We start from the raw sequence: 26,055 nt of genomic DNA, 5'->3' as shown, positions 1-26,055 counted from the left end.
CATGACCATGCTTCCCAGCCTCAAGGCACTGCTCTTTTCCTCGACCCCGCTCGGCACGGCGGCGGCGCAGCCCGCCACGCCGGGGGAGACCTCCGATTTCGCCGCGCTGCTCGACGGATCGATGGAAGAGGTGAGCTCCGCGCCCCCGGCTGCCCTGCCCACGGGCGAGGAAGCGCCGGACGTGACGGTCGATGCCGCCCCTGCGGACGATCAGCGTCCCGCTCCCCGGCCGGACGATCATGTGCCGCCCGGCCTTGCGCTCGGTCTCATCAAGCACGTGCCGGAGCCTGTCCCGGCGCAACCCGCCGAAGGAGAGGCAGAGGCGGAACCGCCGGCGTTGCCCGCTGCGCAGGTGCCGCAACCTTCCTCCGATCCGGCCGCTGATGTGGAGCAGGCCGTGGCTGCCGCCAAACCCCTCCCGGCCAAGGCGGAACCGAAGCTGGAAACCGCCGAAACGCCCGCCACGGAAGGCACTCCGGCACCGGAAGCCAAGCCCGCGTGGAAGGAAAAGGCGAAAGCGGAGTGGCCCCAGCATGATATCGACGCGGCCGCGCCAGCACCGCAGCCCTTGAGCGCAGCCGCGATCATCGCTGAACCCCCCATCGTGCCAGCCGCTGCCGGCCCGGAACCATCGAAGGACGTTGAACCCCCCATCGCAGCCGCCATCCCGCCTCCGGCCGCCGGAGGGGCCGCGCCCGCGCCGCAGCCGCTCGACCCCGCGCTTCCCCCGCAGCAGGCCAATCCTGCTCCGGCGCAGGAGAATGCCGCAGCGGAAAGCGGCCTCGAACCTCCGCGCGCCGCCGCCGATCAGCCGCGCGCCATTGGCACGGATCAGGAAGCGTCCAATCCCGGCACCGCGCAGCCTGCCGCTCCCGTCCTCCACGGCAAGCCGGTGAAGGCCGAGGCGCTCGCCTTGTTGCAGATGGTGCGCGAACAGGTCGCCGCCCGCCAGACCGGCGCGTCGCCGCACGTGGGGGAGCAGGTTTCAGCGCTGGCCAATGCAAAGGGTGAAACGCCCGCTCCGAACGCCGATCCGGCGCCGGAGATTCCGGCGGCCTCGATTTCGCCCGGCGCCACTCCGTCCGTTCCCGCAGCCACGGCTCCGCTGACGGCGGGCGCGCAGGCCGCGCCGTCCCCATCCATGCCCGTCGCCGACCTGTCCGCCAGCCTGGGCGCGCAGGTGGTCGACATGGGCGTTTCGGGCCAGTGGATCGATGGGCTCGCCCGCGACATTGCCGGGCTGTCCGCCAATGGCGCGCAGGGCCGGTTCCAGATCAACGGCGATCAGCTTGGCACGGTCCAGGTCGATATCCGCCAGGGTGCCGATGGCGCTGCGGTCAGCCTGACCGTCGCCAGCGAAGCGGCCGAAATGGCGCTGCGGCAGGACAGCGACCGGCTGAAGCTCGACGCGGGCCTGTCCGCCGTCCGCATCGCCGAAGTCAGGGTGGAGCGCGCGCATGTGGCCGAAGCCGCGCGATCCGACATGGGCGGCGACTCGTCCCAGCGCCAGCCGTCCCAGCAGCAGCAAGGCTCGCAGACCGCATCCTCCTGGGCCCAGAATGGCGGCCAGAATATGGGCCAGCCACAGGGGCAGCAGGGCCGCTGGCAAACCCGCGAAAATAGTGCTTTTTCCCCTAAATCCTCCGGCGATCCTGCCGTTCTTAACCATGCGGAAGCGCGCCAGGACGCCAGCGGCGCCGTGCGTGCGCGCTACGCTTGATCATCAGGATTTTCAGGGGACCGGCACATGAGCGATGAGGCGAAGGCGAAGAAAAAGAAGGGGGGAGGCATGAAGATGATCCTCCTCATCGTCGTCGCCATGGTGCTGGGCGGCGCTGGCGCTGCTGGCGGCCTCTATGCCGCCGGTTTCTTCGGCGCGAAGGAGGAGGGGCCAAAGGAGGACCCGAACAAGCCCGTGCTCGTCCTTGCCGGTGAAAATGCCGAAGAGGTGGCGAAGGCGCACGGCATGGGCGGGGAAGGCCATGGCGGCGGCGGTGCTGGCGAAGGCCATGCGGCGGCGCACGCGCCGGGCAAGGGCATCGACCTGCCAGCGCCAGCCAATCCGGCCGCCTATCAGGCGACCTATTTCCAGCTCCAGACGCCCTTCACCTCGAATATGTCGGATACCGATGCCTTCGCCCAGATCTCGCTCGCCGTGTCCACTTATTACGACATGCGCGTCATCGAAGCGATCAAGACGCATGAGATGGCGATTCGCAGCCAGGTGCTGATGATGCTCGCCGAACAGCCCGAAGCGATGCTGGCGACGCCGGAGGGCAAACGCCAGCTTCAGGGCAAGATCAAGGCCATCATCAACAGCATTTTGAAGCAAAAGACGGGTTATGGGGGCGTGGATAACGTTTATTTTACCAATTTCGTTATTCAATAGGGGTGCCCGAAAGGCCGGGAAGTCCCCCGGCCCGCTAGGGCAGGGGACTATGATGAACGAAGTTCAGGCCTACGCCCTGGGGCGCAGGGAAACGCAGACACCGCAGATGCTGTCCGGGCTCGACCGGCTGGGCGAAAAGCTCGGCCGGCGTTTGCGCGGCCTGATCGAGCCGATTTCCGGCGCGCGCCCGCATGTGGTGGCGCACAATGCCCGGCTGCTGGACTTCGCCGCCTGGTCGGCCGACGTGCCCGCCTTTTCCAGCATCGGCGTCTACCGCGTCGCCCCGCTCAAGGGGCAGATGCTGCTGCGCATGGACGCGGCGATGATCTCCACTCTGGTCGATTGCTTCTATGGCGGCATCGGCAACCGCCCGCTGCCCGCGCGCGGCGAATTCACGCCGACCGAGGACCGGCTGATCGTCCGCATTTCCGAAGCGCTGATGTCGCGCATGGCGGAATGCTGGGACGACATATTGCCCCTCGACATCAGCCTTGTCGTCCGGGAAGCAGGCATCGGCTTCGCCTCCGCCGCCCAGCCTGACGAACAGATGGTGCTCCAGCGCTTTCAGATCAGCATCACGCGCGATCAGGAATGGCCGGTCGATCTCCTCTTCCCGCTCGCCTCGCTGCGCGCGGTCGAACCGCTGATGGGCGCCAGGGCCCCGGTGGACGAGGACCAGAGCGATCCCATCTGGCAGGCCCGCATCGCCAACCGCATGCGCGACATCCGCCTGCCCGCGCGCACGGTGCTGGCGCGCCCCAACCTCTCCCTTGCCGACCTCATGAAGTTGAAGGCCGGTGACATCATTCCCGTCACGATCGGCCGCAGCCTGCCGCTGATCGTGGGAGACCGCATCGTCGCCCATGGCTCGATCGGCGAACAGGACGGCCGCGCCGCCTTCCAGATTGAAAAGCTTGCACAGGAACCTGCCAGATGAGTGACATGACCGAAGCGCCGCGTATGGACGGCATGGGCGACACGGGGCTGAGCCGCATGGTCAGCAACCCGCAATTCCGTCTGCTGGCGGACATTCCCGTCCGCATGTCGGTGGAGGTGGGCTCCACCTCGCTGCGTCTGGCGGAGGTCATGGACCTTGCCGAAGGCAGCATCGTGGAACTGGACCGCCAGGCCGACGACCTGCTCGACATCATGGTGAACGGCGCGCTGATCGCGAAGGGGGAAGTGGTGACGGTGAACGGCCGCTACGGCATCCGCATCGTCGATATCGCCACCGCCGAAAGCCGTCTGGCCGGGGTCGAACGGCGCGGCTGATCGCGCGTCACAGCTTTTTCCCTTGCTGCGCGCCGATCTTTCTGATTCGAAAAAGCGATTAACCATAAGCGCGGACCCGCCCCATGTTCTGGTATTTCGTCAAATTGCTGATTCTCCTGCCGCTGGTCGGCGGCATGGCGTTCGGCGCGCTCTGGCTCTGGCGCAAATATCAGCCCGGCATGATGGCGGGCCAGGACGGCCGGTCCTTGAAAATGCTGGAGGCCTTGCCGCTCGGCACCTTCGGCAAGCTCGCCGTCGTGGAGTTTGAGGGCAAGAAGATCCTGCTGTCCGTCACCCGCGGCCGGATCGAAAAGATCGCGGAAGGCGATCCCTACCGTGCCGGACGCTAACCCTTCCCCCACCGTCGTCCCCGCGAAGGCGGGGACCCATGTTTCCGTTACTCACGAGCATACGGGCGGGGCACGGCGCGTCCCCATCTTCGCAGGGATAGCGGCGCTTTTTGTCGCCGCCTTCTTTTGCTTCCTGATCCTGACGCAACCCGCGCTGGCTCAGGCCGCGCCCGCCGCTCCGGCGGCGGCCGACAATGGCGGCGCGCTGACGCGGGCGATGGGCGCGATCTCCGGCGACGGCCGCCCGCTGTCGCTCAGCTTGCAAATCCTCATCCTCATGAGCCTGCTGACGGTGCTGCCGTCGCTTGTGCTCATGATGACCAGCTTCACCCGCATCATCATCGTCCTGTCGCTGCTGCGTCAGGCCTTGGGGCTCCAGCAGACGCCGCCCAATCAGGTGCTGGTCGGCCTGTCGCTGTTCCTCTCCCTGTTCGTGATGCGCCCGGCGATCGACACCATCAACGCACAGGCCTTCGACCCCTATGGGAAGGGGCAGATCAGCATCGAGGAAGCGGTCAGCCGGTCGGGCAAGGTGCTGCACGGCTTCATGACCAAGCAGACGCGCGAAACCGATCTCAAGCTGTTCGCCAACCTCGCCGAAGCGCCCGCCTTCCGCTCGCCTGCCGACATTCCCTTCTCGATCCTGCTGCCCGCCTTCGTGACCTCGGAACTCAAGACCGCGTTCCAGATCGGCTTCATGATCTTCCTGCCGTTCCTGATCATCGACCTCGTGGTCGCCTCCACGCTGATGGCGCTGGGCATGATGATGCTCTCGCCCACGATCATCTCCATGCCGTTCAAGCTGCTGCTGTTCGTGCTGGTCGACGGCTGGGCGCTGACCATGGGCTCCCTGGCCGGGTCGTTCGCAACATGAGCGCCGCCACGCTCTCACATCCGTTCGTTTCGAGCGAAGTCGAGAAACGGTCAGCGCATCCGCTTCCCGGCTTCGCCCAAAGCGAACGGAGGTAACTCATGGAAAACGCAGACTTTTTCATGGGTCTCGCCCAGCAGGCGCTCTGGATCACCGCCCTTGCCGCCGCCCCGGTGCTGATCCCCGCGCTGATCGCGGGCGTGCTGATCGGCATGGTGCAGGCGGCGACCTCCATCAACGAACAGACGTTGAGCTTCATTCCCAAGATCATCGTCGTAGGCGCGATGCTGGCGCTGTTCGGCGGTTCGATCATGGTGCTAATCGCTGATTTCACTCGTGAGATATTCGAACGGATACCGGACCTGCTGCAATGATCGCGCCGGGCTTCGCGAATGTCGAAACGCAGCTGTGGGTATGGCTGATCGCCATGATCCGTCCCGGCGCGGCCTTCATCGCCGCGCCCGTATTCGGCGCGCCAGCGGTGCCGCTGCCGCTGCGCTTCATCCTTTCGCTGGCTCTGGGCATGGCTGCGCTAAACAGCGTCACCATCCAGCTGCCGCAGGACGGAATCGCCAGCTTTCAGGGCGTGATGCTGGTCGCGGGCGAAGTGCTGGCCGGGCTCGCCATGGGCTTTGCGGTGCAGATCGGCTATGCCGCCGCCTTCGTCGCGGGGGAGACGATCGGCAACGCCATGGGCCTCAATTTCGCCGCCATGGTCGATCCCTCCTCCGGCCAGGCGACGCAGGCGGTCGGCACATTCCTGTCGATCCTCGCCACCTTCCTGCTGCTGGGCATGGACGGTCACCTGCTGCTCGCAAGCTTCGTGGTGCAAAGCTACAAGGCGCTGCCGCCCGGTGACGCGATGCTCAGCAATGATGCGGTCTGGCATCTCGTCCAGTTCGGCGGATCGCTGCTCGGCGCGGGGGTGACCATCGCCTTGCCGGTCGGCTTCGCCCTGGTTCTGGTGCAGATCATCATGGGCATGCTGGCGCGCAGCGCGCCTTCGCTGAACCTCTTCGCGGTGGGCATGCCGGTCGCCCTGATGGCGGGCCTCGTCCTGCTGGCGATCGCCGCGCCGGTCATGGGCGAGGGGCTGACCGCCGCGCTCAAGGCCGGGCTCGACCAGGCCCAATCGATCGCGGAGGGCCGCTGATATGTCGGGCAGCAATGGCGGCGGCGAAAAGACCGAAAAGCCGACACCGAAGAAATTGCAGGACGCCGCCAAGAAGGGCGACATCCTCCAGTCCAAGGAGCTTGCGACCGCGCTGGTGGTGATGGCGGGAATCGGCTGGATCGCGGTCACTGGCCCGTCCGTGGTCGAATCGCTCTCGCACATGCTGGTGGAGGCGCTGCGCTTCCGCCGTGAGGACATCACCGACTTCGCCCCGGCCGCGCGCGGCATGAGCCTGCTGACCGGCATCGCCTTGCCCGTGGGCGGCATATTGCTGGCGACCACGCTCGCGGCGATCGCCGGGCCCGCCATCCTTGGCTCGCTCGGCTTCCGCCCCGGCGCCTTCGCGCCCAAGGCGTCGAAGCTCAACCCCGCCGCTGGCCTCAAGCGCATGTTCGGGCTTCAGGGCCTGATCGAATTGTTGAAGTCGATAGCCAAGGTCGCGCTGCTGGGCTCCATCGGCGTGTGGATGATCTGGGACCGGCTGACCGCCATCATCGGCCTTGGCAAGGCGGGGATCGCGCCTGCCATGTCGGACCTTGGCAATATGTTCATCATGACCTGCCTCGTCATGGCAGGCGGCCTCTTCCTGATCGCGGGCATCGATGTTCCAACGCAGATCATGCAGCGGTCCAAGCGCCTCGCCATGAGCAAGCAGGACATCAAGGACGAGAATAAGGAAAGCGAAGGCTCCCCCGAACTCAAGGGCCATATCCGCCGCCGCCAGTTCGAGGTGCTGAGCGGATCGACCCGCAAGGCGGTTGCCGAAGCCAGCGTGATCATCACCAACCCGACGCATTTCGCCGTCGCCCTGCGCTACAAGCCGGGGCAGGACGCCGCGCCCGTGGTCGTGGCGAAGGGCTGCGACGCGATCGCCGCCGCCATTCGCGAACTGGCCGACCAGAATGGCGTCACGGTGCTGCAATATCCCGACCTCGCCCGCGCCATCTATTTCACCTCGCGCGCCGGGCAGATCGTCAATGAAGGGCTCTACATGGCGGTGGCGACCGTGCTCGCCTTCGTCTTCCGCGTCGAAAACCGGATGGCGAGCGAGATGGACCGGCCCTTCATCGACGTGCCGGTCGATCTTCGCTTCGATGCCGACGGGCGGAAGATCTGAGGGGAAAAAAGTTCTTAGGTGAACTAAATCTTAGTCATTGCTGGCCGTAATATATTCATGGGGACGCATTAGGATGGTGCGTCATGAACGAATATGTTTCGCGGAGCGACTTAACGCAGGTGGACCGGGTCACGCCCCGGCCGCCTTCGGCCGTGCCCGCGGTCCAGCCGGTTTCAGCCCAGCAGGGCATCGATTCGCACAGCGGAAAACCGCAGGACGGCGGCGCGGCCGCAACGCTCGCCCGCTCCGAAGACGATCTGGCGAGCGCGGCGGAATATGCCAAGGTGCATGCGCGCGTGGCCGATATTCTCGCCGAACTGCGCTCGGCCTCCACCGATCAGGCGGTTGAAGGGGCGGAGGCCGATATCCAGTCTCTGCTGCCGGCCCCGATCATATTGGTGCCCCTGCCGCCCGCGTCCAAGGAGGCGGTGGAAAGCGCCGTCACCCTGGGCAAGCGCATCGCGGAGCAGGCAAGCTACGCCCACGCCGCGCAGGCGCATGTGAAGCGCGGCACGGTGGATCAGCTGCTCTCGACCGGCCATTGAGGAAGATCGCCGCGCGCGATCTTTCTCCTTCATGAAAATCATTCCTAAAGGTCTTCATCCTAGAGCCGTTCTCACTTCTGAAAGGACGGTTGATGACCTCGGTAAGCAGCAGCATTTCGACGGCCCTGGGCATCGGTTCGGGCATCGACACGTCGGCGCTGGTCTCCAGCCTGGTGAGCGCGGCGCGCGATCCCAAGCAGAAGATGATCACCGACCGGCAGAGCGTGAACAATGCGCGCATTTCCGCCCTTGCGTCGGCCTCCAGCTCCCTCGACACTTTCGCCGATGCGCTCAACAGCCTGCTGGCGGGCACCGGCTATGCGGGAACGCCCGCCTCCAACGATCCCGGCATCGCATCGGTGAGCGCGCTGCCCGGCGGCACGCCCAAGCTGCCCGCCCAGCTTGAAGTGAAGCAGCTTGCCGCCGCACAGACCATCGCGTCCGCACCGGTTTCGACCGCAACCGCCTCGACTCAGCTTGGCGCTGGCAGCTTTTCGCTGAAGGTTGGCACTGGCGCGGCCGTGCCGATCACGCTGACCGCGCCCAACACCAGCTATTCCGATCTTGCCGCCGCGATCAACGCGGCCGGAACCGGCGTCACCGCCAGCGTCATCACCGACAATCAGGGCACGCGCCTGGTCATGAAGGGCGCGACCGGCGCGGCCAACAGCTTCACCTTCACCAACACGTCCGGTAATACGGCGCTCGACGCCTTCACCTGGAACGGCGCGGCAGGCGGCATGACCCGCCAGGTGCAGGCGCAGGATTCGATTATTCTGCTGGACGGGGTGCAGCAGCAGTATAGCAGCAACACCATCGACACCGCGATCGCCAATCTGCGCATTGATCTTAACAAGGCCGCTCCGGGCACCAGCGTCACGCTGGCGACGACGCAGCCGACCACCACCATGCGCGACCTGATGGTGGAGTTCGTGGACGCCTACAACACGCTGATGAAGGCGCTCAATACCGCGACGGCCAAGGGGGCCGATTCGTCCAGCGCGGGCGTCCTGAACGGCGATGCGTCGATTCGCGACATGAAGCGGCAGCTGTCGCAGATGACGTCCGCCGTGCTTGCCCCGTCGGGAAGCTACACCACGCTGTCGTCCATCGGCGTCGCCACGAATCGCGACGGCACGTTGAAACTCGACACGGATATGCTGGACAAGGCGCTTGCCGCCGACGCGGCGGGGATCACGCAGATGCTGAACCCGCCGGTCAAGTCGGCCACGACGCCGGGACTTGCGGGGCTGATGGACGGCGTGCGCGACAAGATTCAGCAGAAGGATGGCGCGCTCGCCACCGCCAAGGCCAAATATGAAAAGCTGGGCGAACAACTGGCCGAGCAGCTCGAAAAGCTGAACGACCAGATGACCGATTACCAGGCGCAGCTGTCAAAGGTCTACACCGCCATGGAAACGCGGCTCACCGCGCTCAAGGCCACACAGAGCTATCTCGAACAGCAGGTCGCCATGTGGACCAAGAGCGACAATGGATAACGGGGGTCAGGAATAATGTTCTACAGTCAGGGCTATGCAGGCAACCGCGCGGCGCGGGGCTATGCGGCCGTTCATTCGGGCAGCCGGATCGAAGGCGCGACGCCCCATGCGCTGGTCAAGGTGCTGTTCGACGAACTGCTGATCGCGCTGGAAGCGATCGCGCTCGCCGAACGCAATAACGACCGCCTCAAGGTTTCGGACAAGCAGGCCCGCGCCATGTCGATCCTGATCGCGCTCGAATCCAGCCTGGACTTCGACAAGGGCGGCGACATCGCCACCGGCCTTGCCCAGATCTACCGCGAGGCGCGCCGCCTGCTGCTGCTCAGCGCCAGGGAACGCGATCCCCGGCCTGCTGAACAGGCGCGCGACATCATCGCGGAAATCGCCGATGCCTGGAACCAGATCGGGTAAATTCGTCAGCCTGTAAGGATCGGCCGCCCACAGCACCACTTGCACCGCTTCGGCGGCTTCTGTATAGGCAGCGCTCGCACAGGGCGGCCCGGCGGGGGCCGCCTTTTTGCGTTTTGGACTTTTTTACATCAGCCCAGCGAAGGGAGGGCCTCATGTCGATCACGCCGCTCATGCCCGTTTACCCCCGGTGCGATGTACGCCCGGTCCGAGGCGAGGGGTGCTATCTGATCGGCGAGCGCGGCGAACGTTATCTCGACTTCGCCAGCGGCATCGCGGTCAACATATTGGGCCATGGCCATCCCCGGCTGGTGAAGGCGATCGCTGATCAGGCCGCGACGCTGATGCACACCTCGAACCTCTATGGCATGCCCCTTGGCGAGAAGTTCGCCCAGCGGCTGGTCGACGCGACCTTTGCCGATACGGTGTTCTTCACCAATTCGGGCGCGGAAGCGGTGGAATGCGCGATCAAGACCGCGCGCCGCTATCATTATGCCAATGGCGAGCCGCACCGGCACAAGATCATCGCGTTCGACAACGCCTTCCATGGCCGGACGCTGGGGACGATCTCCGCCACCAGCCAGCCCAAGATGCGCGACGGCTTCGAACCGCTGCTGCCCGGCTTCACCGTGGTGCCGTTCAACGATCTGGAAGCGGCCACCGCCGCGGTCGATGACAACACCGCCGGTTTCCTGCTGGAACCGATCCAGGGCGAAGGCGGCGTCACTCCGGCGACGCAGGAATTCCTGTCGGGCCTGCGCAAGCTTTGCGATGAAAAGGGCATGCTCCTGATCCTGGATGAGGTCCAGTGCGGCTATGCGCGCACCGGCGCCTTTTCCGCGCATGAACATTATGGCCTGACGCCCGACATCATGGCCGTGGCGAAGGGGATCGGCGCAGGCTTCCCGCTCGGCGCGTGCCTGGTGACCGAGGAAGCGGCCAAGGGCATGGTGTTCGGCACCCACGGGTCCACCTATGGCGGCAATCCGCTTGCCATGGCGGTCGGCATGGCCGTGCTGGACGAAGTGCAGGCCGACGGCTTCCTCGATCATGTGAAGGCCATGGGCGCGCGCCTGCGCTCGGCGCTGGAACAGCTCATTCCCAATCACGATATGTTCGAAGATGTGCGCGGCATGGGCCTGATGCTCGGCGTCAAGCTGAAAGACAGCCACGACGCGCGCAACTTCGTGGCCCATCTGCGCGATCATCATGGCTTGCTCACCGTTTCGGCGGGTCAGAATGTCGTTCGCATCCTGCCGCCCCTCGTGATCGAGGAAAGCCACGTCGCCGAATGTATCGAAAAACTGTCGGCCGGCGCGCGCAGCTTCGCGCAGGCGGAGGCGGCTTAAACAAATTGCTCACCGTTCGTCCTGAGTAGCCATTGAGCTTGCCGAAATGGCGTATCGAAGGACCGGGCTTGGGCGAATGCCTCGATACGGGCTTTCGACAAGCTCGGTCCCACTCGGCACGAACGGTATGATGAAGGGGACAGCCCTATGACCAGACATTTCCTGAACCTGTCCGATGCAGGCGGCGAAGCGATCGCCGCCATGCTCGCCGACGCCATCGACCGGAAGGCCGCGCGCCGGGGCCAGCCCAAGGGCAAGGCGGACGCCGACGCGCCGCTCGCCGGGCACACGCTGGCGATGATCTTCGAAAAAAACTCCACCCGCACCCGCGTCAGCTTCGACATGGCCGTTCGGCAGCTGGGCGGCACGTCGCTGATCCTGGACGGCGCGACCAGCCAGCTTGGCCGGGGCGAAACCATCGCCGACACGGCGCGCGTGCTCAGCCGCATGTGCGACATGATCATGATCCGCACCGACGATCATGCGAAGATCGAGGAAATGGCGCATCACGCGACCGTTCCGGTGATCAACGGGCTGACCGACATGTCGCACCCGTGCCAGATCGTGGCCGACCTGCTGACGGTGGTGGAACATGGCCTGGCGCTGCCGGGCAGCCAATGGGCGTGGCTGGGCGACGGCAACAATGTCCTCCATTCGATCATCGAAGCCGCAGGCCTGCTCAAGTTCGACGTGCGCATCGCCGTGCCCGAAGGTTATGAGCCCGACGCCGCTTTTGCGGACCGGGCGCAGGCGGCGGGCGCCGCGATCACCTTGACCCGCGATCCGGTCGCGGCCGTCGCCGGGGCGGATGTCGTGGTCACCGACACATGGATTTCCATGGGTCAGGCTCATGCCGATGAGAAGCTGAAGGCGATGATGCCCTATCAGGTGACGCCCGCATTGATGACGCATGCCAGGCCCGGCGCGCGCTTCCTGCACTGCCTGCCCGCCCATCGCGGCGAGGAAGTGGTGCCCGAAGTGATCGACGGCCCGCAGTCGCTGATCTGGGACGAGGCGGAAAACCGCATCCACGCGCAAAAGTCGGTGCTGCTCTGGGCCGCTGGCCGCCTCGGTTGAGATTCGGGTGACGCGCCCTATCTAAAGCGAAACGGCGACCCACGACGGCTTTCAATAGGCAGGTCGCGCCTCGTATTTGGAGCCTGATTTGAACCCGACTGCTGATATCGACCAGGCCCTGGGTTTCACCATCCCGTCGCGCCACGCGCGTGGCCGCATCCTGCGCCTTGGGCCCGTCCTCGACGATGTGCTGGCCGCTCACAGCTATCCGCCGCCGATCGAGCGGCTGCTCGCCTCCGCCCTTGTGCTGGCGGCGCTGCTGGGCAGCACGCTCAAGGATGCGGGCGGGCAATTGACCTTGCAGGCGCAGACCGAAAGCGGCGTCGTCAGCCTGCTGGTCGCTGACTACAAGGGCGGCGAGGTGCGCGGCTATGCCAAGTTCGACGCAGACCGCCTCGCTGAGCTTGGCCCCGATCCGACGCTGTTCGGCCTGTTCGGCAAGGGCTATCTGGCTATCACCTTCGACCAGGCGGTGACTGGGGAGCGCTATCAGGGCATCGTCCCCCTGGATGGCGATTCGCTGGCGAGCGCGGCGGAACATTATTTCTTCCAGTCCGAACAGATCCCCAGCGTCGTGCGAATCGCCACCCGGCATGACGCGGGCGAGGGGTGCCTGGCCGCCGGCATGCTGCTCCAGCATCTGCCGGAGGGCGAAGTCGGCCGCGAACGGCTGCACACACGGCACGACCATCCCGAATGGGAGCATGTGCAGGCGCTCGCCGTGACCCTGAAGGATCAGGAACTGACCGACGGCGCGCTGCCGCTGACCGATATCGTGTGGCGCTTGTTCCATGAGGAAGAGGCGGTGCGCGTCACCGATCCGGTGGAACTGACCAAGGGCTGCCGCTGCGACCTCGCCCACATCCGCAGCGTCATCAGCCGCTTTCCCGCCAGCGAGCGCGCGGAAATGGCGGATGAGCAGGGCGTGATCGGCGTGGACTGCGCCTTCTGTTCGCGCCTCTTCCCGGTTTCGCTGGACAGTTTTGCACAAGGCTGACACGAAGTTGCAATGATGGTGCGGGGGTTTTGGTGCGCCGCGGGGGCTGCGCATCAAATGGCCGTATTTGCGGTGTATCATGGCGCTTGGCCGGACGATGCACCGGCGGACCCGCGGCGCTATCGCTGAACATGGGGGCTAAGGAATGACTCAAGGTCTGCGTGCTGGTGCATGTGCGTTCGCGATGCTGTTCGCCACGTCGCCCTCTGCACTGCTTGCAGTGCCGGACGGGGCTGACGCTGCTCGCATGGAGCCGGGCGAATGGGAATTGCGGGAAAGGGGCGCTGAACGGGAAAGCAGCGGCCCGCGCAGGCTCTGCGTCTCGCAACTTCGCCAGCTGGTACAGCTTCGCCATCCTCGCGCCGCCTGCAAGCAGCTGACGCTCCAGGAAGCGGGCAACCGCCTGTCGGTCAGCTATGATTGCGGCGGCGCGGGTGGCGGCCGCACCGAACTCAGGGTCGAAACGCCCCGGCTGGTGCAACTCCGCTCGCAGGGCATAGCCGACGGCGCGCCCTTCTCCTTCGACATGGAGGCGCGGCGGATCGGGGCCTGCCGCTGACGCGCGCCGCTTGCACACAGCCGCCCGGATCGTTAGCGCGGGACCATGGTTGCCAATAAAGGAAAATTCGCGGTCGTCCTGCTGTCGGGCGGACTGGACTCCATGGTCGCGGGCGGGCTGGCGCGCGAGGCTGGCTTTCATGTGCTTGCCCTCACCATCGATTATAATCAGCGTCACCGGGTCGAACTGCGCGCCGCCGCGCGGGTCGCGGGTGCGCTCAATGCCATGTCGCATATCGTTCTGCCGCTCGACCTCACCGCCTTTGGCGGATCGGCGCTGACGGCGGACATCGCCGTGCCCAAGGGCGGCGTGGGATCGGCCATCCCCATCACCTATGTCCCGGCCCGCAACACCATCTTCCTGTCGCTGACGCTCGGCCTTGCGGAGGTGTCGGGCGCGAATGACATCTTCATCGGCGTCAACGCGCTGGATTATTCCGGCTATCCCGATTGCCGCCCGGAATTTATCGAAGCGTTTCAGAAAATGGCGGCGCTCGCGACCAAGGCGGGCGTGGAAGGGCAACCGCTGCGCATCAACGCGCCGCTCCAGCATATGAGCAAGGCGGATATCGTGCGAGAGGCGCACCGGCTCGGCCTCGATGCGGGGCTTAGCTGGTCCTGCTATGACCCGGCGCCCGACAATCGCCATTGCGGGCTGTGCGACAGTTGCCGCCTGAGGGCGAAGGGCTTTCAGGAGGCAGGCCTGCCTGACCCCACCGATTACGCGGCGAAGCCCTGATGTGATGACCTACGCCGTCAAGGAAATGTTCCTGACGCTCCAGGGGGAGGGCGTGCACAGCGGCCGCCGCGCCGTCTTCCTCCGCTTCGCCGGATGCAACCTGTGGACCGGCCGCGAAGAGGACCGGCGCAAGGCCGTCTGTCAGTTCTGTGACACCGATTTCGTCGGCACTGATGGCGAAGGCGGCGGCAAATTCGCTGACGCTGATATGCTCGCCGATGCCGCTCTGGCCTTCTGGGGTGAAGACGGGGAGGGGCGCTATATCGTCATCACGGGCGGCGAGCCCATGCTTCAGATCGACGGCGCGCTGATCGACGCCCTCCACGCGCGCGGCTTCACCATCGCGATTGAAAGCAACGGCACGATCGCGGCGCATCCGGGTATTGATTGGGTCTGCATCAGCCCCAAGGCGGGCAGCGAAATCGTGCAGCGCAGCGGCAATGAGTTGAAGCTGGTCTGGCCTCAACCCGGTGCGGGCCACAGTCTGACCGATGTAGAGGCGATGGAGGGCTGGGCCTTCGATCACCTCCTCGTCCAGCCGCTCGACGATCCTCATGCAGCCGCCAACATGCAGGCTGCGATCGATCTGGTGATGGCCCGTCCCCGCTGGCGGCTCAGCCTTCAGACGCACAAATATCTGGGATTGCGCTGAGGCTACAGTATGTGCGGCCGCACCAGACTGCCCGCATGCATCAACGCTGTCCCCGTCCAGACTGAGCCTGTCGAAGCCTCTACTCCCTTCTGAAAAGGAGGAGGCCCACAGGCTCAGGCGAACAGCGTCCTGTTAACCGCCAATCTGCTGGTTATAGGCGACCTGGCAGTTCGGCCGAAGCTGGTTCTTCTTCCAGCATTTCTTGTCGAACGAAGGCAGTTTCAGCGAATAGCCGCGTCCGGGTTCGCCATAATATTGCTCGCCCGCCAGGATCAGCGACTTCTTGATCGAACCAAGGCCGGTGCGCGCCACTTCATTGAGCGAACCGCGATTGGCGAAGATCGCCTGCCGTCCGACCTCGGCCGCCGCCTGGCAGAAGCCGCGCTGGGCCTGCACGGTGGAATAGCCCGAATAGATGCGCGTGCCATATTGGTCGGCGGCTGCCTGGCCCGGCTTGCCCTTGCCCACGGTCCGCTGGAAATAGCCCAGCAGCGTCGCCTGCGCCGAATCCAGTTCCGCGTCATGATGGGCGATCATCGCATTATAGTTGCTGATCGACAGCAGGGTGGGCTCGAACTGGCACTGCAATGCCGCGACGTTCAGCGCCGCGCGCAGGTTCCACACCAGCCCCGCACGGATTTCCTCAGGCGTCGCGCCCGGCAGGCCCAGGGCGGTGGCCGCAGCGGCGTCGGTCAGCGGCGGCGCGGAAAAATCGGGCGGCGACCAGAAGAACTGCGCCGCGGCAGGCTGAGCGATAACCGGCGCGACGGTCAGCGTCAGAACGGAACAGATGCGCCGCAATGTGGAACAGGATGTCATGACTTCCCCTTTGATCAGAGCGCCGGGCCGTTCGGCCCACGCCTTAAATTCTATTTCTGCCCGCCCGCGCCTATATCGCGCCTGAACGCCGCTTGTCCCTTATTGATCCGTCACCACTTCCGTTTCGGGCTGCGCCGCGTTCGCGGCCGGTTCCGCCTGGGCAGGCGGCGCCGCGCCATTGGCGGCCGGTCCAGCCGAAGAGGCAGGCGCAGGGACCTCGCTCTGTACACCGTCCAGATCGGTCATGGCGTCGGTCGTGGTGCCGTCCACCACTTCCAGATCCTTCATCTCCACCTTATTGCTGCCCTTCTCGTCCCCCCCGCATGCGGCGAGCAGCGAGCAGCCGCCCAGCAGCAAAGCAGTCAAGATCGTCCTTGCGTCGGCGCGCATCCGGGTCTCCTCAAGCGGTTTTGCCTGGCGGCCCCCCACCCGGCGAAGGCGCAGACCCTAGCTGCCGCCGCCACATTGCTCAAGCCCCGCGCTGCAGCGGCCCAGGCGATTGAGAAAGGACGGAAAATGCCGCTCCAGCGCCGCATCCAGCGCCGTCATGGAGGCAGGCTTGCCAAGCGCCGCGATGCTCGTCACCGGATATTCGGCCAGGCCGCACGGCACGATGCCCCCGAAATGCGACAGGTCGGGATCGACGTTGATCGAAAAGCCATGCAGCGTCACCCAGCGCCGCACCCGGATGCCCAGCGCGCCGATCTTCGCTTCCCGTCCATCCAGATCATCGGTCCATATACCGATCCGTCCCTCCGCCCGCCGCGCGGCGATGCCCAGCTCGTCCAGCGCATCGATCATCCATCCTTCCAGATGATGGACGAAGTTGCGCACGTCCCGGCCGCGATCGCGCAGGTCGATGTTGAGATAGCCGATGCGTTGCCCCGGCCCATGATAGGTATAGCGCCCGCCGCGCCCCGCATCATGGACCGGAAAGCGCGGATCGATCAATTCCGCCGGGTCGGCGCTTGTCCCTGCGGTGTAGAGCGGCGGATGCTCCAGCAGCCAGACGCGCTCCACCGCTTCCCCGGTCAAGATCGCCGCTGCCCGTTCCTCCATGTCCCTGAGCGCGGCGGGATAGTCCACCGGCGCGGAGTCTGTCCGCCATTCGACACCGGGCGCGCCTGCGCCGCTGACGGGAGAAGAGGGGGATGCCATGGCGTTTCCTTGACTTGGGCGGGGCGAGCGATCAAGTCTCCTCCCCGATTTTCCGGTAAAGAACAGGGCATGAAGATATGGCGGTGATGTCGATCGGCAAGGCGTGGGAAGAAGCGGTCGCCTTCGTCGCGCGCGAACGCAGCCTGCTGTTCCCCGTCGCCCTGCTTTTCGTCGCGCTCCCCGGTCTTGTCGTTCAGGAAATGACGCCGCCCGAACTGGCGGGCTGGAACATGAAGGATGCGTTCCCGGCTGTTCCGCCCAGCTTCTGGCTGGCGATGCTGCTGGGCGTCATCCTCATCTGGTTCGGGTCGCTGACCCTGTTCGCGTTGGCCCTGCGTCCGGGGATCAGCGTGCATGAGGCGCTGCGGCTCAGCCTTGCGCGCCTGCCTGTGCTGCTGGGCACGGCCCTGGTCGTCGCGGGCCTGCTCAGCGCGGCCGTGCTCGCAGTGGCGATCATCGTCGTCGCGCTGACGCTGGTGGCAAAGCCGCTGGGCGCGGCGCTGACGATGCTGCTGGGCGTGGCGGTGGGCGGTATCATGCTGTTCGCAAGTGTGCGGCTGCTGTTGCTCAACCCTGTGGTGATCGACGGGTCGGAAGGGGTTATGGCCTCGCTCCGCCACAGTTGGGCCCTGACTCGCGGCCATTTCTGGCGGCTGCTGGGTTTCATCCTGATCCTTACGCTGCTCTCGGCGATCGCCGGTTCCGCCGCGCAGGCGATCTTCGGCGTGATCGGCGGACTGGCCGGCGGGCCGGATGGCGCGCGGCTGACCGGGGGGATCGCCGCCGCTGCCGTCTCGACGGTGGTGCAGGTCTATATGCTGGTGATGCTGGCCCGCCTCTACCGTCAGGCCGAAGGGGCCTGATCCAGCAGCGGCACATGCGGCGCGGCATCGGGCCGCAGCAATCCCGTCAGCCGGGGATCGGCGAAGGTCTCGACCTCCCGCGCGAAGGGGACAAAGCCCGACTTGATGTAGAAGGGCAGGGCAGCCGGGCTGTCCAGCGTGCAGCTATGCACCCAGAAACGCCTGACATCCTTGCGCCAGGCGAGCGATTTCGCCTGCGCCATCAACCATTTGCCCAGCCCCTTGCCTGTCAGATCGGGGATGAGGCCAAGGAAGCTCAGTTCGCAGTCGGGCATCGAGCGGAAGTCCAGTTCCAGCAACCCCACTTCCACCCCGCGCGGGTCGGTGACGGCATAGACCTCCACCGCCGGGTCGTGGATGACCGCGGTCAGTTCCTGATCGCTCATCACGAGGCGGGAAAACCACAGCCATTGCTCGCCTACCCGCCGGAACAGCGCGCGATAGGCTTCGGGGGCAGGGGCCTTCCACGGCTTGAGCCGAAGCGGCGCGGGCGGAATGGGCGCTGGCATCGGCTTTGCGCGCATTTCCAGATGAGTCACGATCGTCGCGATCTGATCATTGGCGACGGGCGTCACGGGCATGGACGTCAGCTCCAGCTCGCCATGGGGGGCAGGCTCATCAGGATCGCTTCGATATTGCCGCCGGTCTTGAGGCCGAACAGCGTGCCCCGGTCATGCACCAGGTTGAATTCGGCATAACGGCCGCGCCATTCCAGCATCCGGCGATATTCCTCCTCCGTCCAGCTTTCATGCATCCTGCGCCGGACGATCGGCGGAAAGGCGGCGAGGAAGGCTTCGCCCACCGCGCGGGTGAATGCGAAGCTGGCGTCGAAATCACTCTCTAGATGATCATAAAATATGCCCCCGACTCCGCGATGGACCTGCCGGTGGGGGATATAGAAATAATCGTCGGCCCACGCCTTGAACTTCGGATAATAGGCCGGGTCATGAGCATCGCATGCCGCTTTCAGCACGGCATGGAACTCGGCCGTGTCCTCATCGCGCGGCAGTGGCGGGTTCAGGTCGGCTCCGCCGCCGAACCAGCTTTTGGAGGTGCGCAGGTAGCGCGTGTTCATGTGCACCGCGGGCACGTGCGGGTTGGCCATGTGCGCGACCAGGCTGATTCCCGTGGCGAAGAAGGCGGGATTGTCCTCTGCCCCATGGATGGTCCTGGCGAAGTCCGGCGCGAATTCTCCCGATACGGTCGACACGTTGACGCCGACCTTCTCGAAGACCTTGCCCTTCATGACGCCGCGCACGCCGCCACCGCCTTCGCCCGGCGTCAGGCCCGGCGCTTCGCGGTCCCATGGCGTGAAGGTGAAGGACGCGTCGCTCCCGGCCTCGCGCTCGATCGCCTCGAATTCGGCGCAGATGCGCGTGCGAAGCGACTCGAACCAGTCACGGGCGGCTTGCTGCTGGGGATCGAGGGCCATGGTCATTCGAAAATCTCTGTCATTGCGGGAATTGTCCAGTCTGGCGAAGGGCCTCGGCGACGGCGATGCCTGTGGAAACAGCGATGTTCAAGGACCGGAAGCCGGGCGCCATCGGAATGCGCACCCGCACATCCGCAAGATCGCGGACCGCGTCGGGCACTCCAGCGCTCTCCGACCCCATCAGCAGCACGTCATCCGGCCGGAAACGGACATCGGGCAACGGTTCCGACGCATGGCTGCTCATCAGCACCAGGCGGCGGCCCTTGGCCCGCCGCTCGTGGTCGAAGGCCTGGAAATTGGCGTGGCGCGTCACATCGGCTGCTGCGCCATAGTCCATCGCGGCCCGTTTCAGCCGTGCGTCGGAAAAGGCGAATCCCATCGGCATGATGATATCCACAGGCACCGCAAAGCAGGCGGCAAGGCGCAATATCGCGCCGACATTTCCGGCGATCTCGGGTTGATAGAGGGCAATACGCATGCCCCGCCCATAATGCAGCGGGGCAAATTGTCATAGGCTTGGCCAAATTGCTGTTGGCAAAGACGCCATCCTGCGGCTATCAGGCCCGCGAACCACGCCAAGGGGAAAGGCGGGGCCCGTCTCCGTGGGAGCCACTTTCCTGATAATCATAGCCGGCAACGGCAATGTGGCGGGTGACAGGGACGTCTTTGCAAGGGTTGATATGCATGGCGAGCGTTGAACATACGGACAGCCAAGGTTTAGCTGGCGGGGATGGGGTGCGCCGCCGCGACTTCATCAACATCGCCGCGGTCAGCTTCGCGGGTGTGGGGGCTGTCGCCGTCGTCATCCCGCTGATCGATCAGATGAACCCCAGTGCGGACGTGCTGGCGCTCGCCTCGACCGAGGTCGACCTGTCGGCGATCCAGCCGGGGCAGGCGATCAAGACGACCTTCCGTTCGCAACCGCTGTTCGTGCGTCACCTGACCGACAAGGAAATCGCCGAAGCTGACAAGGTGGATGCGTCCTCCCTGCGTGATCCGCAGACGCTGGAAGAACGCACCGTCGACGGCAAGAAGCAGTGGCTCGTCACCATGGGCGTGTGCACCCATCTGGGCTGCGTGCCGCTGGGCGCGGGGGAGGGCGAGAACCGCGGTGAATTTGGCGGCTATTTCTGCCCCTGCCACGGTTCGTCCTACGATACGGCTGCCCGCATCCGCAAAGGCCCCGCGCCTAAGAACCTGGAAGTGCCGAAGTTCAGCTTCACTTCCGACACTGCCATTCTTGTAGGCTGAGGTAAGAAACGATGAGCTTTCCCTGGGCTGAACATTACACTCCCAAGCATCCCGTGATGCAGTGGATTGACGAGAAGCTGCCGCTTCCGCGCCTCGTCTACAATGCGGTCGGCGCTGGCTATCCGGTGCCCCGCAACCTCAATTATTTCTGGAACTTCGGCGTCCTCGCTGGCCTTGCGCTGGTGATTCAGATCGTCACTGGCGTGATCATGGCGATGCATTATGGCGCCAACACGCTCGTGGCCTTCGGCACCGTAGAACAGACGATGCGCGACGTGAATGCGGGCTGGCTGATGCGCTACGCGCACGCCAACGGTGCAAGCTTCTTCTTCATCGTCGTCTATCTCCATATCTTCCGCGGCCTTTTCTATGGCTCCTACAAGGCGCCCCGTGAAATGGTATGGCTGCTCGGCCTCGTCATCTTCCTCCTCATGATGGCCACTGCCTTCATGGGCTATGTGCTTCCCTGGGGGCAGATGTCCTATTGGGGTGCAAAGGTGATCACCGGCCTGTTCGGCGCGATCCCCGTGGTGGGCGAGCCGATCCAGACCTGGCTGCTCGGCGGCTTTGCTCCCGGCAATGCATCGCTCAACCGCTTCTTCTCGCTGCACTTCCTGCTGCCTTTCGTGATAGCGGCCGTTGTCATCCTGCACATCTGGGCGCTGCACATTCCAGGTTCGTCGAACCCGACCGGTGTGGAAGTGAAGGGTCCGCAGGATACTGTTCCGTTCCATCCTTACTACACGGCTAAGGACGGCTTCGGAGCGGGCGTGTTCCTGATCCTTTTCTCGATCCTGCTGTTCTTCGCGCCGAACTATCTCGGCCACCCGGACAACTATATCGAAGCGAACCCGCTTTCGACGCCTGCGCACATCGTGCCGGAATGGTATTTCTGGCCCTTCTACGCGATCTTGCGTGCTTTCACGGTCGATTTCTTCTTCGTACCTGCAAAGCTGCTGGGCGTGCTGGCGATGTTCAGCGCCATCCTGATGCTCTTCTTCCTGCCCTGGCTGGATACCTCGCCAGTGCGTTCGGGCAACTATCGCCCGACCTTCAAGAAGTTCTTCTGGATACTGATCATCGACGTGCTGATCCTGGGCTATTGCGGCGGCGCGCCGGCGGAAGAGCCCTATGTGATGATCTCCCAGATCGCGGGCGCTTATTATTTCGCTCACTTCCTGATCATCCTCCCGCTGATCTCGCGCTTTGAACGGCCGCTGCCGCTGCCCGGCTCGATCACGGAATCGGTGCTCAATCGTCAAAACATCAAGGGCGAACAGGATGCGCTTCCCGGTATGGGCGCGGATCCGCAGCCGTCGAACGCCGGCTAAGAGGGGGACAAGAGTAACATGGTTCGCATCGGCGCATTTCTCGTCGGCCTCTTCTTTGCTGGCTGGCTGCTGATCTCCTTCCTCGTGGGCGCTGTGGCCTATGTCTCCGAACCGCCTGCCAAGACGGTGGAGCATGAATTCCACAAGCACCCCAAGGATGTGGACTTCTCTTTCGACGGCCCGTTCGGCAAGTTCGACCGGCCGCAGCTCCAGCGCGGCTTCCAGGTCTTCAAGGAAGTCTGCTCGGCCTGCCATAGCCTGAAGTTCGTGGCGTTCCGCGACCTAGCCGCGCTTGGTTATAATGAGGCGGAGATCAAGGCGATTGCCAAGCAATGGGCGATCAAGACTCCCGACGTCGACCCCAAGACGGGTGAGATGTCCACTCGCGATCCGGTCCCGGCAGACTATTTCCCGAAGCCCTTCGCTAACAATGTAGCGGCGGCGGCGGCTAACAACAATGCGATCCCGCCGGATCTCTCGCTGATGACCAAGGCGCGTCACGACGGTTCCGCCTATGTCTACTCGCTGATCACCGGCTATCAGAGTCAGCCTGCCGAACTGCTCAAGCACTTCCCCGATGCGAAGACGCCTGAAGGGCTGCACTACAATCCCTATTTCGCCAACCTGAACTTGGCGATGGCGCCGCCGCTGACGGCCGATGGTCAGGTGACCTATGGCGACGGCACCAAGGCGACCGTTGATCAGATGGCGAAGGACGTCGCGGCTTTCCTGACCTGGACGGCGGAACCGAAGCTTGAAAATCGCCGCCGTGCGGGCCTGGCGACGATCGTCTTCCTGCTGATTGCGACCGCCCTGGCCTATATGTCTTACCAGAATATCTGGGCGGATAAGAAGAAGGCCGCCTGATCGCAGGGTGCAGCTCATGCTAAGCAAAAGGGCACGGGTTCTTCGCGGAATCCGCGCCCTTTTTCATTGGAGGGATGATGAGCGTCGATGAACTGGCGGCCCTGGTCCGCACCATCCCTGATTTCCCGAAGCCGGGCATCCAGTTCCGCGATGTAACGACTCTATTGGCGGACCGCCGCGGCTTTGCGGATCTGATCGGCCGCATGGCACGCATCGCGGCTCCGCTCGACCCCGAATATGTCATTGGTATCGAAGCGCGCGGATTCATCCTGGGCGCTGCGCTTGCCCATGTTCTCGGCGCTGGTTTCGTGCCGGTCCGCAAGGCGGGAAAGCTGCCCGGACGCACGGTAGGTATCGACTATATACTTGAATATGGCACGGACCGGCTGGAACGGCACGAAGGGCAGGTCCCTGCTGGAGCGCGCGTCATCCTGATCGATGATCTGATCGCGACCGGCGGCACGGCCTTGGCAGCTGCACAACTTCTGCGGGAACAGGGTGCAAGTGTGCTGATGGCTTTGTTCGCTGTAGACCTGCCTGACCTTGGGGGTATGGCTGCGCTGGAGGCGGATGGCATCGCCACCTCCGCCATACTCGCATTTCCGGGCCATTGATCCGGCAAATGGCACCTCTGCAATCCGCAGGCCGTTGTGCCATGATCGCGGGCCAACGCGTCCTCTTCCTTATGGCAGTGGAGGACGAATATGGGCCACACCTGCAACAGCGCTTCACGCGCGGGCTGATCGGCGTCGGCCCGGTGGAAGCGGCGATCGCCACCAGCCTGATCCTGTACCGGATGTACCAGGACGATGCGCTGCCGGATCTACTCACCTGAATCTGAAGTTCGGCTCATTGTTTTTGATAGAAGCGTTTGACGGAGGCAAGGATCTCCGCTGCGGATTTGACCCATCTATAGGATTTCGGATTTTCGTTGTGAGCGGTGATGAAGGCGGTGATGTCGGCTTCGAGGATCGGCGGTGGACCGATGGACACCGCGCTGAAATTGCTTACGGGTGAGTTCCGCGAACCAGCGTTCGACCTGATTGATCCATGACGCCGATGTCCGTGTGAAATGGACATGCCAATGCGGACGGCGCGCCAAGCCTTGATCCACGCGTCTTGTGAGTGGCGTAGTTGTCCATCACGAGGTGAACGTTCGGCCCATCGGGCATCTCGGCGTCGATCCGCTTGAGGAAGTCGAGAAACTCGGTCGCCCGGCGGCGCTTGTAGCACTTTACCGATCATCGCTCCTGTGGCGATGTCGAAGGCGGCGAACAGGGACGTGTTCCCATTGCGGATGTAGGTATGAGTGCGCCGCTCGGACACGCCTGGCGTCATGGGTAGAACCGGCTGCTCGTGGTCCCAGTGCCTGTATTTGCGACTTTTTATCCACGCACAGCACGATCGCCCGGTCGGGGGGTATATAGAGGCCGACAATGTCCTGCACCTTTTCGACGAACAGTGGATCGGCGGACAGCTTGAATGTCTCTGACCGGTGCGGCTACAGGCCGAATGCACCCCAGATCCGACGGATGGTCATGTGCGACAGCCCTGCCCAGGCTGCCATGGAACGGATTGATCAATGCGGGGCATCCTCCGGCCTGGTGTTCAGTGTGCGCTCGATCACCTGATCTACTTGCGCCTCAGATACCGTGCGTGGCCGGCCAGCGCGATACTCATCGGTCAGCCCTTCAAGGCCATCCTGCGCGAACCGCCGACGCCACTTGCCAACGGTGTGTTCGTGCACGCCAAGGCGTTCGGCAACTTCCTTGCTCTGAAGTGCCTCGGCACATAGAAGGATCATTCGACAGCGATCCGACAGGGAACGCGGCGCTTTGTGACGCCGTACCTGAGCTTCGAGAAAAGCTTGGTCCTCGCCGCTGAATACGACCAAATCCGCCTGCCAACCCGCCATCAAAAACGCCCCTGCGTATCCGGCAAGGATATATACAATGAAGCTTTCTTCAGTTCCAGGTGACCAGCTTAGCGGATGATTTCGTCGCATAGCGCGACATCGGCCGCCGCCCTTCGCATGAGCTGAAATCCGTCATAGGTACCAACATGCACGAAGGCAGCGTCGAGGCTGGCCTCGAACGCCATTTTTTCTGGCGGAAGAGGGTTGGTCATCGCGGGGAACACGGCTCTATAAAAATCCGGCTGAGTGATTTCGACATGCGACACGACCCATTGTGCTTCCTGCATTAGCTGACGGCATGTCTCCTGATATTGTGCCGGAGTTGAATATTGCGGTAACAGCATGTCTAGGCGGACGGGGTAGCGGCGCCCGGTCAGGAAAGGCAACATCGGATCGGCAGGATAGAAGAACACGGCGTCACCGGGAGGAAGCGTCTGCAACTGGTTCAGCAGCGGGAGGATGCCGTCGCAGGTCACCACGCCATACAGGACCGCCGGTGTTTCCACCCGTGGCGCTGACGCTCGCACTGCTGCAATGGCCAGCGATGGCAAAGGCCTGAAGATTGCCACGCTCGAACTGAGCGAACTGCACGCCATTATCAGTCAGCACAGTGAGGATTTTATAAGGCGCTGTGCGGATCAGCGATTTGATGAAGCCAGCTGCACCATCTTGGCAGCCCTGCCATAAATGCGGGCGAAGACCAGCTTCGATGTGCGATCGACAGCCACATAAAGGAAAGCCTTGCCACCTTCGTGACGCAGTTCGGCGATATCGATGTGGAAATAGTCGATCTCGTATGTTTCGAACTTCGTGGGTTTCTCGCGATCCGCTTTGGGCAAGCGACTGATCCCGTGCCCCTACAGACAGCGGTGCAGCGACGACCGCGTCAGATGCGGGATCACATCCTTCAATGCAATGTAGACATCGTCCAGCGGAAGACGCGCCTGCACGCGCAGCGCCACAATGGCAGCTTCTTCCATAAGCGAGAGGACAGTACTGCGGCGCTCCCTTGGCCCCATCGGCAGGTCTTCCATCGACTGCCGCTTGCGCCACTTCAAGACCGTCTTCTCGTTGATCCCGTATCGCTTCGCGAGGTACGCGACCGAAGCTTGCGATCGCTGTAGCTCGCCTCGAATGGCGTGCGTGGTCTTGGCGTTGCCGTGGAGAAGCTGGCCCATAGCTCCCTCCGCTGTGATGAGGTCAAAGCCACACCATCACATGCTGGGACTAAACAGCTAGGACGCGCCTGAATAATCGTGAAGCAGGTTTTCCAACCTTTACTTGCGTCGGCTCAGACCCTGCCGCACGCGAGGGCATGACGGCAAGCAGTCGGCTCTCCGTACCAGGAGCCTAGCGAGGGCTTTGTGGACACGGATGCGCGCATCATCAGGAAGGCGCCCACCACATGCTATCCTGCCACTT

Annotated in this window: 31 protein-coding genes and 2 pseudogenes; 24 read left to right on the top strand and 9 right to left on the bottom strand. The window is 64.1% G+C overall.

Translation table 11 applies throughout. The annotated features are described in order from the left end of the window. Nucleotide 1 precedes the first annotated feature (1 nt). The 18 genes from ET21_RS0113155 (at nucleotide 2) to queE (ending at nucleotide 14,997) form a co-directional block, all read left to right on the top strand. Nucleotides 2-1,720 (top strand): flagellar hook-length control protein FliK, encoded by a 1,719-nt coding sequence (locus tag ET21_RS0113155; protein ID WP_051768176.1) that lies wholly within the window; start codon nucleotides 2-4, stop codon nucleotides 1,718-1,720. Between the two features lie 27 nt (nucleotides 1,721-1,747). After that, nucleotides 1,748-2,389 (top strand): flagellar basal body-associated protein FliL, encoded by a 642-nt coding sequence (gene fliL, locus ET21_RS0113150; protein ID WP_030540071.1) that lies wholly within the window; start codon nucleotides 1,748-1,750, stop codon nucleotides 2,387-2,389. Between the two features lie 52 nt (nucleotides 2,390-2,441). Further along, the gene (locus ET21_RS0113145; RefSeq protein ID WP_021236403.1) at nucleotides 2,442-3,326 is read left to right on the top strand and encodes a flagellar motor switch protein FliM; all 885 of its coding nucleotides are present in this window, start codon (nucleotides 2,442-2,444) and stop codon (nucleotides 3,324-3,326) included. Further along, nucleotides 3,323-3,661, top strand: coding sequence for a flagellar motor switch protein FliN (fliN, locus tag ET21_RS0113140; RefSeq protein ID WP_021236402.1), 339 nt, complete (start codon nucleotides 3,323-3,325; stop codon nucleotides 3,659-3,661). Before ET21_RS0113145 ends, fliN begins: the two co-directional genes overlap by 4 nt. Before the next feature lie 83 nt (nucleotides 3,662-3,744). Further along, nucleotides 3,745-4,011 carry a flagellar biosynthetic protein FliO gene (locus tag ET21_RS0113135; RefSeq protein ID WP_021236401.1) on the top strand — a complete coding sequence of 89 codons (267 nt, stop codon included), beginning with the start codon at nucleotides 3,745-3,747 and terminating at the stop codon, nucleotides 4,009-4,011. Nucleotides 4,012-4,108: 97 nt separating this feature from the next. After that, the gene (gene fliP / locus ET21_RS0113130) at nucleotides 4,109-4,885 is read left to right on the top strand and encodes a flagellar type III secretion system pore protein FliP (protein WP_081856733.1); all 777 of its coding nucleotides are present in this window, start codon (nucleotides 4,109-4,111) and stop codon (nucleotides 4,883-4,885) included. Nucleotides 4,886-4,983: 98 nt separating this feature from the next. Then, the gene (gene fliQ, locus ET21_RS0113125) at nucleotides 4,984-5,256 is read left to right on the top strand and encodes a flagellar biosynthesis protein FliQ (protein WP_021238677.1); all 273 of its coding nucleotides are present in this window, start codon (nucleotides 4,984-4,986) and stop codon (nucleotides 5,254-5,256) included. Then, the gene (gene fliR, locus ET21_RS0113120; protein ID WP_021238678.1) at nucleotides 5,253-6,035 is read left to right on the top strand and encodes a flagellar biosynthetic protein FliR; all 783 of its coding nucleotides are present in this window, start codon (nucleotides 5,253-5,255) and stop codon (nucleotides 6,033-6,035) included. The genes fliQ and fliR overlap by 4 nt, the downstream gene beginning before the upstream one ends. A gap of 1 nt (nucleotide 6,036) precedes the next feature. Continuing rightward, nucleotides 6,037-7,173, top strand: coding sequence for a flagellar type III secretion system protein FlhB (gene flhB / locus ET21_RS0113115; protein ID WP_030540069.1), 1,137 nt, complete (start codon nucleotides 6,037-6,039; stop codon nucleotides 7,171-7,173). A gap of 83 nt (nucleotides 7,174-7,256) precedes the next feature. Further along, nucleotides 7,257-7,718 (top strand): hypothetical protein, encoded by a 462-nt coding sequence (locus tag ET21_RS0113110; RefSeq protein ID WP_030540068.1) that lies wholly within the window; start codon nucleotides 7,257-7,259, stop codon nucleotides 7,716-7,718. 92 nt (nucleotides 7,719-7,810) lie between these two features. Then, nucleotides 7,811-9,217, top strand: coding sequence for a flagellar filament capping protein FliD (gene fliD / locus ET21_RS0113105; RefSeq protein WP_021238681.1), 1,407 nt, complete (start codon nucleotides 7,811-7,813; stop codon nucleotides 9,215-9,217). A 15-nt stretch (nucleotides 9,218-9,232) separates the two neighbouring features. Further along, a complete protein-coding gene (gene fliS / locus ET21_RS0113100; RefSeq protein ID WP_030540067.1) occupies nucleotides 9,233-9,628 on the top strand; it encodes a flagellar export chaperone FliS in 396 nt (131 codons plus the stop codon). A 152-nt stretch (nucleotides 9,629-9,780) separates the two neighbouring features. Further along, a complete protein-coding gene (locus tag ET21_RS0113095) occupies nucleotides 9,781-10,974 on the top strand; it encodes an aspartate aminotransferase family protein (protein WP_030540066.1) in 1,194 nt (397 codons plus the stop codon). Nucleotides 10,975-11,121: 147 nt separating this feature from the next. Further along, on the top strand, nucleotides 11,122-12,051 hold the full coding sequence (gene argF / locus ET21_RS0113090; protein WP_030540065.1) for an ornithine carbamoyltransferase: 930 nt from the start codon (nucleotides 11,122-11,124) through the stop codon (nucleotides 12,049-12,051). Nucleotides 12,052-12,139: 88 nt separating this feature from the next. Next, on the top strand, nucleotides 12,140-13,048 hold the full coding sequence (locus tag ET21_RS0113085; RefSeq protein ID WP_030540064.1) for an Hsp33 family molecular chaperone HslO: 909 nt from the start codon (nucleotides 12,140-12,142) through the stop codon (nucleotides 13,046-13,048). Nucleotides 13,049-13,193: 145 nt separating this feature from the next. Continuing rightward, nucleotides 13,194-13,607, top strand: a complete 414-nt coding sequence (locus tag ET21_RS0113080) for a DUF3617 family protein (RefSeq protein ID WP_030540063.1) — start codon at nucleotides 13,194-13,196, stop codon at nucleotides 13,605-13,607. A gap of 45 nt (nucleotides 13,608-13,652) precedes the next feature. Further along, nucleotides 13,653-14,345, top strand: coding sequence for a 7-cyano-7-deazaguanine synthase QueC (gene queC / locus ET21_RS0113075; protein WP_021238687.1), 693 nt, complete (start codon nucleotides 13,653-13,655; stop codon nucleotides 14,343-14,345). A gap of 4 nt (nucleotides 14,346-14,349) precedes the next feature. After that, a complete protein-coding gene (gene queE / locus ET21_RS0113070) occupies nucleotides 14,350-14,997 on the top strand; it encodes a 7-carboxy-7-deazaguanine synthase (RefSeq protein WP_030540062.1) in 648 nt (215 codons plus the stop codon). Between the two features lie 132 nt (nucleotides 14,998-15,129). Here the strand turns inward: queE and ET21_RS0113065 are convergent, their stop codons facing one another. The 3 genes from ET21_RS0113065 to lipB form a co-directional block, all read right to left on the bottom strand. After that, a complete protein-coding gene (locus ET21_RS0113065; RefSeq protein WP_030540061.1) occupies nucleotides 15,130-15,816 on the bottom strand; it encodes a hypothetical protein in 687 nt (228 codons plus the stop codon). A gap of 99 nt (nucleotides 15,817-15,915) precedes the next feature. After that, on the bottom strand, nucleotides 15,916-16,206 hold the full coding sequence (locus ET21_RS0113060; protein WP_021238690.1) for a hypothetical protein: 291 nt from the start codon (nucleotides 16,204-16,206) through the stop codon (nucleotides 15,916-15,918). A 57-nt stretch (nucleotides 16,207-16,263) separates the two neighbouring features. Then, nucleotides 16,264-16,974, bottom strand: a complete 711-nt coding sequence (gene lipB, locus ET21_RS0113055; RefSeq protein ID WP_030540060.1) for a lipoyl(octanoyl) transferase LipB — start codon at nucleotides 16,972-16,974, stop codon at nucleotides 16,264-16,266. A gap of 77 nt (nucleotides 16,975-17,051) precedes the next feature. Between lipB and ET21_RS0113050 the strand changes: the two genes are divergently transcribed. Then, nucleotides 17,052-17,837 carry a membrane protein gene (locus tag ET21_RS0113050; RefSeq protein WP_021238692.1) on the top strand — a complete coding sequence of 262 codons (786 nt, stop codon included), beginning with the start codon at nucleotides 17,052-17,054 and terminating at the stop codon, nucleotides 17,835-17,837. Here ET21_RS0113050 and ET21_RS0113045 read toward each other — a convergent pair. From ET21_RS0113045 to ET21_RS0113035, 3 genes are read right to left on the bottom strand one after another with little or no spacing between them, the layout of a single operon-like run. Further along, nucleotides 17,819-18,418 carry a GNAT family N-acetyltransferase gene (locus tag ET21_RS0113045; protein WP_021238693.1) on the bottom strand — a complete coding sequence of 200 codons (600 nt, stop codon included), beginning with the start codon at nucleotides 18,416-18,418 and terminating at the stop codon, nucleotides 17,819-17,821. The genes ET21_RS0113050 and ET21_RS0113045 overlap by 19 nt on opposite strands. A gap of 5 nt (nucleotides 18,419-18,423) precedes the next feature. After that, entirely contained in the window at nucleotides 18,424-19,275 is an 852-nt protein-coding gene (hemF, locus tag ET21_RS0113040) for an oxygen-dependent coproporphyrinogen oxidase (RefSeq protein ID WP_030540059.1), read from the bottom strand. A 13-nt stretch (nucleotides 19,276-19,288) separates the two neighbouring features. Next, the gene (locus ET21_RS0113035) at nucleotides 19,289-19,747 is read right to left on the bottom strand and encodes a tRNA (cytidine(34)-2'-O)-methyltransferase (protein WP_030540058.1); all 459 of its coding nucleotides are present in this window, start codon (nucleotides 19,745-19,747) and stop codon (nucleotides 19,289-19,291) included. Nucleotides 19,748-19,953: 206 nt separating this feature from the next. Here ET21_RS0113035 and petA point away from each other — a divergent pair, with 206 nt between their 5' ends. The 5 genes from petA (at nucleotide 19,954) to ET21_RS0113010 (ending at nucleotide 23,553) form a co-directional block, all read left to right on the top strand. Beyond that, entirely contained in the window at nucleotides 19,954-20,520 is a 567-nt protein-coding gene (gene petA, locus ET21_RS0113030) for a ubiquinol-cytochrome c reductase iron-sulfur subunit (RefSeq protein WP_030540057.1), read from the top strand. An 11-nt stretch (nucleotides 20,521-20,531) separates the two neighbouring features. Beyond that, nucleotides 20,532-21,851, top strand: coding sequence for a cytochrome b N-terminal domain-containing protein (locus ET21_RS0113025; RefSeq protein ID WP_021238697.1), 1,320 nt, complete (start codon nucleotides 20,532-20,534; stop codon nucleotides 21,849-21,851). An 18-nt stretch (nucleotides 21,852-21,869) separates the two neighbouring features. Next, nucleotides 21,870-22,718: a cytochrome c1 gene (locus tag ET21_RS0113020; RefSeq protein WP_021238698.1), complete on the top strand. Its 849-nt coding sequence runs from the start codon at nucleotides 21,870-21,872 to the stop codon at nucleotides 22,716-22,718. Between the two features lie 77 nt (nucleotides 22,719-22,795). Continuing rightward, nucleotides 22,796-23,332 carry an adenine phosphoribosyltransferase gene (locus ET21_RS0113015; protein ID WP_030540056.1) on the top strand — a complete coding sequence of 179 codons (537 nt, stop codon included), beginning with the start codon at nucleotides 22,796-22,798 and terminating at the stop codon, nucleotides 23,330-23,332. 41 nt (nucleotides 23,333-23,373) lie between these two features. After that, entirely contained in the window at nucleotides 23,374-23,553 is a 180-nt protein-coding gene (locus tag ET21_RS0113010; RefSeq protein WP_030540055.1) for a hypothetical protein, read from the top strand. A gap of 14 nt (nucleotides 23,554-23,567) precedes the next feature. Here ET21_RS0113010 and ET21_RS25920 read toward each other — a convergent pair. From ET21_RS25920 to ET21_RS27095, 3 genes and pseudogenes are all read right to left on the bottom strand, one after another. Beyond that, nucleotides 23,568-24,633 (bottom strand): annotated as a pseudogene (locus ET21_RS25920) (IS630 family transposase). A gap of 68 nt (nucleotides 24,634-24,701) precedes the next feature. Further along, the gene (locus tag ET21_RS27710; protein WP_162180709.1) at nucleotides 24,702-25,202 is read right to left on the bottom strand and encodes a hypothetical protein; all 501 of its coding nucleotides are present in this window, start codon (nucleotides 25,200-25,202) and stop codon (nucleotides 24,702-24,704) included. After that, a pseudogene (locus ET21_RS27095) lies at nucleotides 25,198-25,811 on the bottom strand (IS481 family transposase); the annotation flags it as partial. The gene ET21_RS27710 and the pseudogene ET21_RS27095, both read right to left, overlap by 5 nt. Nucleotides 25,812-26,055 lie beyond the last annotated feature (244 nt).

The sequence above is a fragment of the Sphingobium sp. DC-2 genome, from assembly GCF_000722555.1.
GTDB lineage: Bacteria > Pseudomonadota > Alphaproteobacteria > Sphingomonadales > Sphingomonadaceae > Sphingobium > Sphingobium quisquiliarum.
The sequence above is the reverse complement of the archived record's forward strand: the minus strand, read 5'-3'. Positions and strand labels throughout refer to the sequence as shown.

Bases quoted from the DNA above. Each gene is read 5' to 3' on its own strand.
- ET21_RS0113155 (WP_051768176.1), top strand. From the start codon at position 2: ATGACCATGCTTCCCAGCCTCAAGGCACTGCTCTTTTCCTCGACCCCG.
- fliL (WP_030540071.1), top strand. From the start codon at position 1,748: ATGAGCGATGAGGCGAAGGCGAAGAAAAAGAAGGGGGGAGGCATGAAG.
- ET21_RS0113145 (WP_021236403.1), top strand. From the start codon at position 2,442: ATGAACGAAGTTCAGGCCTACGCCCTGGGGCGCAGGGAAACGCAGACA.
- fliN (WP_021236402.1), top strand. From the start codon at position 3,323: ATGAGTGACATGACCGAAGCGCCGCGTATGGACGGCATGGGCGACACG.
- ET21_RS0113135 (WP_021236401.1), top strand. From the start codon at position 3,745: ATGTTCTGGTATTTCGTCAAATTGCTGATTCTCCTGCCGCTGGTCGGC.
- fliQ (WP_021238677.1), top strand. From the start codon at position 4,984: ATGGAAAACGCAGACTTTTTCATGGGTCTCGCCCAGCAGGCGCTCTGG.
- fliR (WP_021238678.1), top strand. From the start codon at position 5,253: ATGATCGCGCCGGGCTTCGCGAATGTCGAAACGCAGCTGTGGGTATGG.
- flhB (WP_030540069.1), top strand. From the start codon at position 6,037: ATGTCGGGCAGCAATGGCGGCGGCGAAAAGACCGAAAAGCCGACACCG.
- ET21_RS0113110 (WP_030540068.1), top strand. From the start codon at position 7,257: ATGAACGAATATGTTTCGCGGAGCGACTTAACGCAGGTGGACCGGGTC.
- fliD (WP_021238681.1), top strand. From the start codon at position 7,811: ATGACCTCGGTAAGCAGCAGCATTTCGACGGCCCTGGGCATCGGTTCG.
- fliS (WP_030540067.1), top strand. From the start codon at position 9,233: ATGTTCTACAGTCAGGGCTATGCAGGCAACCGCGCGGCGCGGGGCTAT.
- ET21_RS0113095 (WP_030540066.1), top strand. From the start codon at position 9,781: ATGTCGATCACGCCGCTCATGCCCGTTTACCCCCGGTGCGATGTACGC.
- argF (WP_030540065.1), top strand. From the start codon at position 11,122: ATGACCAGACATTTCCTGAACCTGTCCGATGCAGGCGGCGAAGCGATC.
- ET21_RS0113080 (WP_030540063.1), top strand. From the start codon at position 13,194: ATGACTCAAGGTCTGCGTGCTGGTGCATGTGCGTTCGCGATGCTGTTC.
- queC (WP_021238687.1), top strand. From the start codon at position 13,653: ATGGTTGCCAATAAAGGAAAATTCGCGGTCGTCCTGCTGTCGGGCGGA.
- queE (WP_030540062.1), top strand. From the start codon at position 14,350: ATGACCTACGCCGTCAAGGAAATGTTCCTGACGCTCCAGGGGGAGGGC.
- ET21_RS0113065 (WP_030540061.1), bottom strand. From the start codon at position 15,816: ATGACATCCTGTTCCACATTGCGGCGCATCTGTTCCGTTCTGACGCTG.
- ET21_RS0113060 (WP_021238690.1), bottom strand. From the start codon at position 16,206: ATGCGCGCCGACGCAAGGACGATCTTGACTGCTTTGCTGCTGGGCGGC.
- lipB (WP_030540060.1), bottom strand. From the start codon at position 16,974: ATGGCATCCCCCTCTTCTCCCGTCAGCGGCGCAGGCGCGCCCGGTGTC.
- ET21_RS0113050 (WP_021238692.1), top strand. From the start codon at position 17,052: ATGGCGGTGATGTCGATCGGCAAGGCGTGGGAAGAAGCGGTCGCCTTC.
- ET21_RS0113045 (WP_021238693.1), bottom strand. From the start codon at position 18,418: ATGCCCGTGACGCCCGTCGCCAATGATCAGATCGCGACGATCGTGACT.
- hemF (WP_030540059.1), bottom strand. From the start codon at position 19,275: ATGACCATGGCCCTCGATCCCCAGCAGCAAGCCGCCCGTGACTGGTTC.
- ET21_RS0113035 (WP_030540058.1), bottom strand. From the start codon at position 19,747: ATGCGTATTGCCCTCTATCAACCCGAGATCGCCGGAAATGTCGGCGCG.
- petA (WP_030540057.1), top strand. From the start codon at position 19,954: ATGGCGAGCGTTGAACATACGGACAGCCAAGGTTTAGCTGGCGGGGAT.
- ET21_RS0113025 (WP_021238697.1), top strand. From the start codon at position 20,532: ATGAGCTTTCCCTGGGCTGAACATTACACTCCCAAGCATCCCGTGATG.
- ET21_RS0113020 (WP_021238698.1), top strand. From the start codon at position 21,870: ATGGTTCGCATCGGCGCATTTCTCGTCGGCCTCTTCTTTGCTGGCTGG.
- ET21_RS0113015 (WP_030540056.1), top strand. From the start codon at position 22,796: ATGAGCGTCGATGAACTGGCGGCCCTGGTCCGCACCATCCCTGATTTC.
- ET21_RS0113010 (WP_030540055.1), top strand. From the start codon at position 23,374: ATGATCGCGGGCCAACGCGTCCTCTTCCTTATGGCAGTGGAGGACGAA.